Raw genomic sequence first — 9,260 nt, forward strand, 5'->3', positions numbered from 1 at the left:
GTCGGTCTATGTGAGCCAGACGGCTCGAAACGGTCCCCAGTGTCACGCCCTAACAAGCGGACGCGCAACGGGATCACAGCAGGAAAACAGCGCGACGCCCTAAAAAGCGCGCGGACGGTCGGCCCGGACCGCAACCGGTGTCCACATGATTTGTTCTCAATTCCATAGCGTGAGGCAAGAACGGCGAGCGGGTAGCGTTGTATCATCCCGTAATCGCGCGTCTGATCAGTAGATACCGGCGTCGGTGCGTATTGGCCTGGTCCGCATGTGAGCGCTTAGGAGGCTCGCGGATACCGCAATGACAAGCCAACGTGCCCGGTCTGTCGATATCGGTAGCGGCGCACAGATGTTTTGTGCGATTGGCTTCGCGCCCTGGTAACCGTTCTTGTCGACACATATCCACGCCGCAATATCTCTGCGCGCAGGCTGGCACATTGTAGGGTGTCCGCCTGCGCGTTCGCGGTATTGCGTTGGCAGTGATGAGAGTTTCTACTGTCCGGCAGTGCTGTCTGTTCGATCTAGGATCACGGGCATTGCCGAAAAACCGGTAGGTCCCGATGACATGGAAACTCGGCGAAGGCTATGCGTTCGCGTTCTGTTGCATCCGCTTGTGTCGGTGCGAATGGTCGCGAAAAACGCTAAATGTCTGGATTCATTCGATGAAATTGAATCGGTTAGATAGGCCATAGCTGTGCGCATTCGTGCGTGCGGTCATGGCCGACTAGTCGACTTAATCAGTTGGCTGAAACGCGAGAAAGGGTGACTTCATGCATGACAGATTCGATGCCGAGAAAATGGCGGCGGATATGTTAGAGGAGGCACAAGAGCGCACGGCAGGACTTCAATGGTCTGTCGAAATACAGGAATTCACAACTGAGCGCGAGTTTGGCAAAAAGCGCATCTATCGAGCCGAAATGGACGATTGCTTTCGGCTGTTCGACGAATACCGCGCACTGTTGATCGCTACCGGCGCGCGGCAGACGTGCGGCAACGGTTGGTATTACAGCCTTGAATTGCCCAACAATAGAGCGTGTGTCGTAACGCTGTTCGCAGGCGACAAAATGTATACCGGCATTCGCCTGAGCGGCGAGTAAACAAAAGGAGACGCAACAATGTCGAAATTCATTAGAGGTAATACGGTTACCGTCAATGGACGCGAAGCGAAGGTCCTCGGAGTTATCACCGAAACTACCCTCAAAATTAGGTTCGAGGGTGAATATCACGCGGACATCGTTTCCGTTGATGACATTTCCGGCAACGCGATTGGCTTCGACTTCAAGACGTACATGTCCTGATGCTGTAGCGGAGATAGCGGGGTGCGATGTTGTTTGTCGCACCTCAGCTACCGCGCTATATCGGCGTGGCATCGAGAGGGGAAATTGAAAATGACTGTCTCACCATGGCAGGATGACCGTCCGCCGAATTATCGCGGGCGCGTAGCGGATTGCAGCTGGGCGCTGGCGAGCGGACCGGACTCGAGATGGACTGCCAGGGAGTTCCTGAGAGGCAACCCGTTCGAACTGTGCCTGATCGTCCGAGTGTTCGGGCGGGAGTATTACACGACAACCACGAACGACCTGTTCGACCGGTTGGTGGATCCGGAGATCGTGGCGGTGCTGCTGTGACGCTGTGGCTGTACATCATCGATCCAACCAAGGCCACTGGGCACTACGGGGTGTATCCCGCTCCGCTCGCTCGCTGGCTGGTCCGCAAGGCGAATGAGTTGTGGGTTACGTACGCCGCCGCTCCGGATGTCTTTCACCGGCTGAGCTACGCCACACGTGAGGACACGTTTCCGACCAGGTAGCACCAAGAGTCCCGTTCGCCTACTCGAGGCGGCATAGAGACGAGATTCGAACCGTCACGGGACGCTATGCCCACGTCGGGCAGAAACACAACAGCGGGAGCAGGGGAAATGGAAATTGGTACCGAAACGCGAACTATCGAATTCGAGTCGTCGTGGGATTATGACAGGGGCCGGACAACCAAGCCTTTCGATTTGATGCAAGCCTACTTCGAGCTGCACTACCGGGAGATTGCCGCGCACGTCAACAGCTCGATCAGCAACGGGAGGTCTGACGTTTACTCCGCGTCTGAATGGCTGCTCAAATCTCTGGCTGCGGAGGCGTTCCCCGACCTGGACTCGACGGCCGTCTATGATGCGATGATCGACGCGGGAGAGTGCAGTATGGGGGTTGTGAGCCACCTGCGAGCGGATAAAGCGTCACAGTACGGAACGATCGCAACCCAGTATTGCCCATACTGCGGCGAGGGCGTGTCGGTTGTCGAGGCTGTCGGCGGGGGGCACCACTGGACCTGCCCCAAGGGTCACGCGGACACCGTCTATCTGGTCGAGCGCAACCTCATCGGCGGAATCACCCTCGCCGACGAACTCGACATCGAACCGGATGATGGAGATCATGACCTGCCGTACGTCGTGAGCTTGAACGGCGACATCCTGGGGCAGATCGACTCGGTTGACGGCGAGAAGATCGGCGTATGGATGTACGGCAACGATGACCTCCCGATCGATATCGGCCAGTACGAAACCTGCCTTGCCGCGATTCAAGCGCTCGCCGACAAGTACGACAACCAGTAGGGGTGAGCAAATGATATCGACACAGTTTCTCGGCTGGCTTCCAACTCATGCAGATTGGTTCTGCGAGTCGTTCTATTACGACATGGTCGACCAGATGAACGCCGAGGCCGTTATGGCGGACTGTGCATTCGTCAGGTATACAGCCACACCGCAATACCCACCGTGCGAGGAGATTCCAGAAGTGCCTGCTACGCCGATCGTCAAGTACCGGGCCGCCAACGGTCACACGATGGAATACTGGGCAGATGAGGATAACCCGCGTATGCCAGCACGAGGGGCGGCGTGGCAGGCGTGGTGCGCGGATGATTGTCCGGCCTGCGCGAACGGCGAACCGCTTCCGGATTGGTGATAGCGGGTACCAAGAATTGACCGACCGATGCGACAGCGAATAGGAGAGTACGCAAATGGCAGAGATCGACTACGAGGGAACCGATAACCCGGAGGCAATCCTGGTGGATGACATGGGCATCATTCGCACCCTCGAAGCGCAATTGTCCAAGGTGAATATCATCAATGATGGAGAACTCTGGATCACGGCATACATTAGCGGCATGGAATGCGAGATCTCTATCAAGGGCAAGGATGTTCTCATGCAAATCATCAGGGCAATCAACAATCCCTAGCGGAGGCGCAACAATGGAATATCCGGAAATCGACTACAGCGGTATCAGCATTCACGAACGGCAGGACGGGAGCTGGTACGTGCCATTCACAAACGGGCGCAGCGTATTCGTTGTTCCTGGCGAGGTTGACGGCGAATTGCAGCGATTCACAACCCAACTTGACGGCGTAGCGGTGCCTGCTGTCGTAGCCATATCGAAGGGCCCGTTGGATTACCGAGTAGCCGAAGCGGCGAAGTCTCGGATCATCTCCGGCCATTAGGGGTAAGTAATGAAGATAACAACGATCAAGTCAAGAGCCGACTATCGGGCCGCAATCGAGGGAAAACGGTTCCATTTCGTGCGGGTTGACGATGCCGTATGGATCTACACGCCGACCGCAAACCTTGGCGGATACAATCTCGACCGCTTCGGGGGAACGCTCACGCCCGCAAGTATCCGGAAATTTATGGATACATTTCTCTCGCCGGAGAGTGGCGGGAAATAACACCATAGCCCTTGCATTGGCGTACATCTCGCAGCCAGCGGGAGCGTATACCGGTTCGACTCCGGTCCGGGCACTATGCCGCACACGCGGCAGAAATCTCGACAACAAAGGGATAGATCATGACAACGACCGAATTCCACTTGTGCAGCGACTGCGCGAAAGAAAGGACCGAAGGCGTCGACAGTCCGGCGCGCAGCCCCGAGAACTTCAGCACCGAGAATGAATGGCTCGAAAACGTGGCGTCGCGGGATGCGAGTATCGAAGTGATGGGGGACGCTGCGCACGCCGGTACACGCGACATCGGCTGCTTCACGTGTTTTGTATGCGACGACATCGATTACGGGCAGGCTCACATTTTCGAAGGTGAGGAGAAAGGTTAGAGCAATGTCGAGATTCGCTAAAGGACAGAAGATCCAATATGAGACGGTCGGTCGTGGATGGGTTAAGGGGGTGGTCGTCACTCCGAGCATCGGCGAAGGCTTTACCGAACAGGTGGAATGGCGTGTCACATCCCGCAATCGTACAGACTACCCGTGCGGCCTGATAGAGCGAACGTTTGCAGATTCGTCCGCACTGGTCGCAAGAGAGGATTAGAACAATGACACTAAGCGATCTTATGGAATTCGGTCATGTCGTCTATTCGGACGGCAATGGCAATGTGTCGGATGCGGACGGCATATACGCCCCGGAGCTTTACGCGGACACGCTCGACGACGACATTCACAGCTATTCGGGCACCTATGATGTGTCGGACGGCTGGGAATTGCTGAAGGGCTTCACGATGCAGTACGGGGGATTTCTGACCGAGTTTATGCACAGCTCCGAACTCATCGGCGGCGACCTCGAGACTCACATCCGAGAGAACGCCGGTTACTACGTTGCGGTGGAGGTTCGCACTTACCACGACGATGAGCCGGATAACTGGGCTGTGGCATTCAAGGAAGCGGAGTAACGCAGATGTCCGGATATATGACAGACAACGTGCTGTACGACGGCGACGGATTCGACCTCGAGAGGTCGCGGGTATTCAACCTCGACAACGAGGACGACTCGCGGGCGTATCAGGAATTCAGGCAGAACAACGATGCGCGGCGAGTAATGTACACGCAGCGTGAAACGTACCGCACGCATGATTGCCCTGCTGATTACGCCGAAGATTGCCAGTGCGATGATGTGCGGGAAACCGAGGCTGAAGCTGTGGTGAATCCAACGCCTATGTACGTGGTGGAATTCCTGCGGCATTGGGGATTGTCCGAGAATGGCGGTGATCCGTCCGATTGGGATTACGACGGGACGGACTCATATCACACCGCAGACGGTGAATTTGAAGCGACCTATCACGCACGACTGGAAGGCTTCAAAGATTTGCAGTTGTCCATAATGTCTCACGCTGTCAAAGCGGTCAGGAAGTGAAGTAATGGCTGAACCATGGGACACGATAACGGCATATGCGGAGCGGTACGCGAAGACCTTGGCCATTGATTATCGGCAGTATGGCATCCAAGAAGGGGTTTTGATGACTTCCGCGCAACATGCGAACGAAATACTTGCCAAACTGAACGGCTGGGACTACTCGACATTCAAGGATGCTGTGGGCGACACCGTTCATCGCTATCAGCGCGTAGATGTCCAGATCGATGTCGAATATTCAAAATCGGGTCGAATTAAATTCGCGAATCGTCGGCACCTCGACAGCGGCGTATGGGTAAGTCCGCTGGGCCAGGGTAATATCTTGTCCCCCGACTTTCCGGGCAAACGCGAGACTGTCGCCGAATGGCTATCCGCTGATACCCAGTAATTGGTGACTCGACAGGGTGTCCGGCCCAACCTCCGGGTGCCCAATCGAATTACCGAACTGCAACCAATAGAAAGTAGTAATGATGAACGATTGGGAATGCCTGTACTCCGAACCGGTACCTAATGGCACGCCGGGTTGCGATGGAGCGGTATCGGACTACATATCGGTGCGCTGGGTCAATCGTAAACGCGGGGCCATGATCACGAGTAGCTGGTACGTCGTCGACCTCGCCGAGCGCAACGGGCTGGACAAGGTCGACGACGCTGAGCAGATCGCGGAACGCTTTGGAGACAACGTTTTCGACGTCGAGCAAGAGATTGAATATTTGGTGTGCGGCGATTTGGATGATCCTGGGGCTACCGAGGTAGCATCCGACATTCAATACCGGGATGATCTGACACTCAATGGATTCGCCAGCAAGAGCGAGGCAGAAGCATACGCCTTGAATCAATGCGCGCAAGAGCTGACACCAGGACGGTTTGAACGAGACTATCAATGGTCAGGTCGGGCTGAAGATCTGCGCTGATATTAGAAAGCGCGTACACGCACAAAGGAGAAATACGCACATGGCATATCTCATTGACGCCTACGACGCGGCCGACAATCTGGTGGGCCAACGCAGCGTCAGTTCGAGCAAGATCGACGGATATTTTGCAAGAGCCAAAAGGAAGGGGCTTTCGCTCGAGCTGTCCGACTTCGCATTCCTCGACGGCGAATTGTGTATCGACAGCCAATACCCTAACGACTATTTCAGCTGAACCCAACCAGGGAGAATAGATAGTGAGTCTTCACCATAGCCAGATAATCGACGACGAATGCACGCATTTCAAGTGCTACCGGTCGATACGAAATAGCAAACCGGCGGTGTATGTCGAGATAGCCGAAGGGTACACAACTCCGGGCTGGGCAGGCGGCGACGCGAGAAAAACAACGCTGCTGCAATTCGACAAGGAAACGCTTGTAACTCTGAGTTCATACTTCCAAACCCTAGCGCAATCGCTCGACTGAACCCAGCAAGGGAGAACACAACAATGGATAACACACCACACGCGCCGGGGATGGTTCGGTATGCGCGACAGGTGATCGCGGAGTCCGAGCCGGGCAGCCGGTCAGCAGAGGCAGCGCGCAAGATCCTCGCCGAGTACGGGCAGGAGGTGTTCGAGGTCGGTCAGCCGGTTTACGTCCTGCTGAAATGGCCTGAGGCGGAGTCATCTACCAGGTATCCAGCGAAGATCCGCAAGAACGGCAACCGAACAGCGCTGGTGGACATCGAGTGCATGCCGGAGTCTCCGGTGTCGGTGACGTATGACAACATCCGGTCTCGTACGCCCGACGATGAACAGCTGCCGTTCTGAGGAGGTCGAGCGATGACAGGGCAGGAACTTATCGAGTGGATCGAACAGCACGGGCCGCAGTTGCAGATACGGTTCACCGGGTGGGATCACTACAACGACGAACCACGTGATTGGCTTCTGGAAATTTCCGACCTGTCGGTGGAGAACGGTGAGTTAGTCATCAACACGCTGTGAATTCTAAGAAGCATGAAGTAGACCAGTAGCGATCGACACGAAAGGTTAGACAGATGCGGGATATCGAGTGGACTGTTGTCCCCACCAACGGCAATGGCGATGAATTCCAGTTCAGGGGCGAGACGTTCGACATCGGCGACTTTCAGCGTATGCGCTCGCCGTGGGGAGATGCGCCGAACGCCGATTGGCTGGAATCGCAGGGCGTCGACGGCTGGATGGCTCGCGGTGCGGGTAATGCCGATTCGTACATGTACGTGGTCAACCTCGACAACATGTACGACGAGGAGTCGGTGAAGGTCGCGCTGATCAACACGAACGAACTGAACGGAGAATAAGAAAATGACTGAGCAGGTTTCGATTTACGGTTACCGCTGGTTCGGCGGCAGCAAGGACCCGAACACCTATCACACCGTGATCGTTTACGCGGACGGCAAAGAGGTGTTCCGCAGCACGAAATCTGAATATGGGTACGGAGAACAGTACCAGGAGACGGGCTTGCGAGAGTTCCTGAAAGCAATTGGCGAGAGCTACCCGCCGAATCGTCTCGGCTACGACCACTGGCCGGTGAATGCTCACGAATATTTCGACGATCGCGGTATTCACTACAACACCGAGGCGTATGACGTGAAGCGAGAGCAGGAGTTGTTCGCTTTCCAGCCGTTCGGCGGGCAGGTGAGACGGAGCGGTAACACACTGCCGTAAACGTCCGGCGATTCGACAGGGTATCCGGCGTCAATTCCGGGTATCCAGTCGTTCTACCGGAGCGAAAAAACCCAACAAATAGGAGAATGAAAAATGAGTGACGAAATAACCGACGTGTTCACCGAGATTGCCGACAATGAGCCTACCGGGCATCTCTACGGGAAGATCCAGGAACTTGCAGCGGATGTGTCGGATACTCGCGAGCTGGGGCAGGCTATCCGCGAGTTCATGTACAGCGAGACGGTCGACATGCCTGGGTATATCGGCACACTGCTGCGGGAGTACATGGGGAATGTCGAGTGGAGCGACGTCGGCGAGTTTTACAAGGAGATGATCCCCGAAAGCGACGAGGACGAGGACGAGGACGAAGACGAAGACGAGGAGAGCGAAGCATGAAAACCGGAGAACACAGCGAGCGCGGTAGGTACGTCACCGAGCAAGTGGCATTGTGGATTGCCAACGAAGGTGACGCAACTTTCTACAAGGGCACCAATGATCGAATCGCCTTTATCGCCGCACGACACGCATGGGATGGCGAGCTTGATGCGCTTGCGCGATTTGCCACCCATCTGATCAGGACTGCACAGCCAGCTCATGCGGCATGGCAGGTACAGCAAGAACTCGCGCCGAACGATTACGACCGCATCCGCTGGGAAGATGTCGCGGCGGAGCTGAAAGCAACATTCGACAAGGAAGGTTTGAACTGATGGAAATCACTCTCGACATGACAGCAATCCGCAACAAGACGGTCCGCGAGCTTGCGAATCAGATTGGTTGCAAAGTCCCCGCAGCCGACGATTCACCGGGCGGCCTGCTCTTGCAGAAGGTACGGGACGAGACGGTTGAAGCGGTGGAGAACGCTATCAGCCTGGACAACGAGCCGGACTCCGTGAAAGAAGGGGATGATCTCAACAATATCGAAGGACTGGCACCCGCCAAGGATAAGGCGGAAATGTGGTCGCAGTTCGTCGATCTCGGCGGCTGGGATGACTCTTGGCGGGAAATGAACGACGAGACAATACGCGGCCTCATTGACGAATGGAGGTACACGCGGGAATTGCCGTTCGGGGATAAGGTTCCGAGCATTTCCAGCTTCGCCGTAGTCGCGTTGATGGAGATGGCTCGGACGCTGGCTTGGCAACTGACGGACGAACTGCAAACCCAGTACGAAGCGATCGAGCCCGACGACGAGGAAGGTTTGGAGTAATGTCCCGCATTTCTTTCCTGAACGGCTGGTCGGCCGAATTCGATCAGAACGGCGAAACCGTACCCGGCAGCAGCGAGGGCAAGATTCTCGAACTGGTTCGCGAAGTTGACGGCAAAGATACGCAGCTGTTTTGGATGTCGATGGATGAGCTGTGCGCGGCTTTTCCTGCGGTGCGTGTCGAAATTAATCGAGAACTGCGTCTGGACGAGCCATATACACGGATCTGGACCGTTCCGGGTGTGCGTATGCGGGTCATGGCCGAACTCGAAGAACTCACAACCGATGGCCGATGGGTTGTGACGTCCCGCTGGCACTGAA

At 55.9% G+C, this 9,260-nt stretch carries 20 protein-coding genes; all 20 read left to right on the forward strand.

The annotated features are described in order from the left end of the window. The first annotated feature begins 767 nt into the window (after positions 1 to 767). The 20 genes from ON40_RS33010 to ON40_RS33095 all read left to right on the forward strand — a co-directional run bounded on the left by ON40_RS33010 (position 768) and on the right by ON40_RS33095 (position 9,259). Positions 768 to 1,094: a hypothetical protein gene (locus ON40_RS33010; protein ID WP_157186552.1), complete on the forward strand. Its 327-nt coding sequence runs from the start codon at positions 768 to 770 to the stop codon at positions 1,092 to 1,094. A gap of 18 nt (positions 1,095 to 1,112) precedes the next feature. After that, positions 1,113 to 1,295, forward strand: coding sequence for a hypothetical protein (locus tag ON40_RS53425; protein ID WP_040829046.1), 183 nt, complete (start codon positions 1,113 to 1,115; stop codon positions 1,293 to 1,295). A 90-nt stretch (positions 1,296 to 1,385) separates the two neighbouring features. Beyond that, positions 1,386 to 1,625, forward strand: a complete 240-nt coding sequence (locus ON40_RS52400; protein ID WP_157186553.1) for a hypothetical protein — start codon at positions 1,386 to 1,388, stop codon at positions 1,623 to 1,625. A gap of 290 nt (positions 1,626 to 1,915) precedes the next feature. Further along, the gene (locus ON40_RS33025) at positions 1,916 to 2,599 is read left to right on the forward strand and encodes a hypothetical protein (RefSeq protein ID WP_157186554.1); all 684 of its coding nucleotides are present in this window, start codon (positions 1,916 to 1,918) and stop codon (positions 2,597 to 2,599) included. A 404-nt stretch (positions 2,600 to 3,003) separates the two neighbouring features. After that, entirely contained in the window at positions 3,004 to 3,222 is a 219-nt protein-coding gene (locus ON40_RS33030) for a hypothetical protein (protein ID WP_040829049.1), read from the forward strand. Between the two features lie 13 nt (positions 3,223 to 3,235). Further along, positions 3,236 to 3,481, forward strand: a complete 246-nt coding sequence (locus ON40_RS52405; protein WP_157186555.1) for a hypothetical protein — start codon at positions 3,236 to 3,238, stop codon at positions 3,479 to 3,481. 344 nt (positions 3,482 to 3,825) lie between these two features. Beyond that, complete coding sequence (locus tag ON40_RS33035; RefSeq protein WP_040829050.1) at positions 3,826 to 4,086, forward strand: hypothetical protein; 261 nt, start codon at positions 3,826 to 3,828, stop codon at positions 4,084 to 4,086. Between the two features lie 218 nt (positions 4,087 to 4,304). Continuing rightward, on the forward strand, positions 4,305 to 4,658 hold the full coding sequence (locus ON40_RS48520; RefSeq protein WP_157186556.1) for a hypothetical protein: 354 nt from the start codon (positions 4,305 to 4,307) through the stop codon (positions 4,656 to 4,658). 17 nt (positions 4,659 to 4,675) lie between these two features. Continuing rightward, the gene (locus tag ON40_RS33045) at positions 4,676 to 5,119 is read left to right on the forward strand and encodes a hypothetical protein (protein ID WP_040829052.1); all 444 of its coding nucleotides are present in this window, start codon (positions 4,676 to 4,678) and stop codon (positions 5,117 to 5,119) included. A gap of 4 nt (positions 5,120 to 5,123) precedes the next feature. Next, positions 5,124 to 5,504 carry a hypothetical protein gene (locus ON40_RS33050; RefSeq protein WP_157186557.1) on the forward strand — a complete coding sequence of 127 codons (381 nt, stop codon included), beginning with the start codon at positions 5,124 to 5,126 and terminating at the stop codon, positions 5,502 to 5,504. Positions 5,505 to 5,583: 79 nt separating this feature from the next. Continuing rightward, positions 5,584 to 6,030: a hypothetical protein gene (locus ON40_RS33055; RefSeq protein ID WP_169541941.1), complete on the forward strand. Its 447-nt coding sequence runs from the start codon at positions 5,584 to 5,586 to the stop codon at positions 6,028 to 6,030. 40 nt (positions 6,031 to 6,070) lie between these two features. Next, a complete protein-coding gene (locus ON40_RS33060) occupies positions 6,071 to 6,262 on the forward strand; it encodes a hypothetical protein (protein ID WP_040829055.1) in 192 nt (63 codons plus the stop codon). A gap of 321 nt (positions 6,263 to 6,583) precedes the next feature. Beyond that, entirely contained in the window at positions 6,584 to 6,859 is a 276-nt protein-coding gene (locus ON40_RS33065) for a hypothetical protein (RefSeq protein WP_040829056.1), read from the forward strand. A 12-nt stretch (positions 6,860 to 6,871) separates the two neighbouring features. Next, positions 6,872 to 7,033 (forward strand): hypothetical protein, encoded by a 162-nt coding sequence (locus ON40_RS52410; protein ID WP_157186559.1) that lies wholly within the window; start codon positions 6,872 to 6,874, stop codon positions 7,031 to 7,033. Between the two features lie 53 nt (positions 7,034 to 7,086). After that, the gene (locus tag ON40_RS33070) at positions 7,087 to 7,368 is read left to right on the forward strand and encodes a hypothetical protein (protein WP_040829057.1); all 282 of its coding nucleotides are present in this window, start codon (positions 7,087 to 7,089) and stop codon (positions 7,366 to 7,368) included. A gap of 4 nt (positions 7,369 to 7,372) precedes the next feature. Further along, positions 7,373 to 7,735 carry a hypothetical protein gene (locus ON40_RS33075; protein ID WP_040829058.1) on the forward strand — a complete coding sequence of 121 codons (363 nt, stop codon included), beginning with the start codon at positions 7,373 to 7,375 and terminating at the stop codon, positions 7,733 to 7,735. A gap of 93 nt (positions 7,736 to 7,828) precedes the next feature. Next, entirely contained in the window at positions 7,829 to 8,131 is a 303-nt protein-coding gene (locus ON40_RS33080) for a hypothetical protein (protein ID WP_040829059.1), read from the forward strand. Continuing rightward, positions 8,128 to 8,442, forward strand: coding sequence for a hypothetical protein (locus ON40_RS33085; RefSeq protein ID WP_040829060.1), 315 nt, complete (start codon positions 8,128 to 8,130; stop codon positions 8,440 to 8,442). The genes ON40_RS33080 and ON40_RS33085 overlap by 4 nt, the downstream gene beginning before the upstream one ends. Beyond that, positions 8,442 to 8,942, forward strand: a complete 501-nt coding sequence (locus ON40_RS48525; RefSeq protein ID WP_051193904.1) for a hypothetical protein — start codon at positions 8,442 to 8,444, stop codon at positions 8,940 to 8,942. Before ON40_RS33085 ends, ON40_RS48525 begins: the two co-directional genes overlap by 1 nt. Then, entirely contained in the window at positions 8,942 to 9,259 is a 318-nt protein-coding gene (locus ON40_RS33095) for a hypothetical protein (RefSeq protein WP_040829061.1), read from the forward strand. Before ON40_RS48525 ends, ON40_RS33095 begins: the two co-directional genes overlap by 1 nt. The last annotated feature ends 1 nt before the right edge of the window (position 9,260 follow it).

This window comes from Nocardia jiangxiensis NBRC 101359, from assembly GCF_000308615.1.
Taxonomy (GTDB): Bacteria; Actinomycetota; Actinomycetes; order Mycobacteriales; family Mycobacteriaceae; genus Nocardia; species Nocardia jiangxiensis.

Coding starts and splice junctions, on each gene's coding strand:
- ON40_RS33080 (WP_040829059.1), top strand. CDS start 7,829: ATGAGTGACGAAATAACCGACGTGTTCACCGAGATTGCCGACAATGAG.
- ON40_RS33035 (WP_040829050.1), top strand. CDS start 3,826: ATGACAACGACCGAATTCCACTTGTGCAGCGACTGCGCGAAAGAAAGG.
- ON40_RS52400 (WP_157186553.1), top strand. CDS start 1,386: ATGACTGTCTCACCATGGCAGGATGACCGTCCGCCGAATTATCGCGGG.
- ON40_RS33060 (WP_040829055.1), top strand. CDS start 6,071: ATGGCATATCTCATTGACGCCTACGACGCGGCCGACAATCTGGTGGGC.
- ON40_RS33050 (WP_157186557.1), top strand. CDS start 5,124: ATGGCTGAACCATGGGACACGATAACGGCATATGCGGAGCGGTACGCG.
- ON40_RS33045 (WP_040829052.1), top strand. CDS start 4,676: ATGACAGACAACGTGCTGTACGACGGCGACGGATTCGACCTCGAGAGG.
- ON40_RS53425 (WP_040829046.1), top strand. CDS start 1,113: ATGTCGAAATTCATTAGAGGTAATACGGTTACCGTCAATGGACGCGAA.
- ON40_RS52410 (WP_157186559.1), top strand. CDS start 6,872: ATGACAGGGCAGGAACTTATCGAGTGGATCGAACAGCACGGGCCGCAG.
- ON40_RS33070 (WP_040829057.1), top strand. CDS start 7,087: ATGCGGGATATCGAGTGGACTGTTGTCCCCACCAACGGCAATGGCGAT.
- ON40_RS48525 (WP_051193904.1), top strand. CDS start 8,442: ATGGAAATCACTCTCGACATGACAGCAATCCGCAACAAGACGGTCCGC.
- ON40_RS33025 (WP_157186554.1), top strand. CDS start 1,916: ATGGAAATTGGTACCGAAACGCGAACTATCGAATTCGAGTCGTCGTGG.
- ON40_RS33030 (WP_040829049.1), top strand. CDS start 3,004: ATGGCAGAGATCGACTACGAGGGAACCGATAACCCGGAGGCAATCCTG.
- ON40_RS33095 (WP_040829061.1), top strand. CDS start 8,942: ATGTCCCGCATTTCTTTCCTGAACGGCTGGTCGGCCGAATTCGATCAG.
- ON40_RS48520 (WP_157186556.1), top strand. CDS start 4,305: ATGACACTAAGCGATCTTATGGAATTCGGTCATGTCGTCTATTCGGAC.
- ON40_RS33075 (WP_040829058.1), top strand. CDS start 7,373: ATGACTGAGCAGGTTTCGATTTACGGTTACCGCTGGTTCGGCGGCAGC.
- ON40_RS33055 (WP_169541941.1), top strand. CDS start 5,584: ATGATGAACGATTGGGAATGCCTGTACTCCGAACCGGTACCTAATGGC.
- ON40_RS52405 (WP_157186555.1), top strand. CDS start 3,236: ATGGAATATCCGGAAATCGACTACAGCGGTATCAGCATTCACGAACGG.
- ON40_RS33010 (WP_157186552.1), top strand. CDS start 768: ATGCATGACAGATTCGATGCCGAGAAAATGGCGGCGGATATGTTAGAG.
- ON40_RS33085 (WP_040829060.1), top strand. CDS start 8,128: ATGAAAACCGGAGAACACAGCGAGCGCGGTAGGTACGTCACCGAGCAA.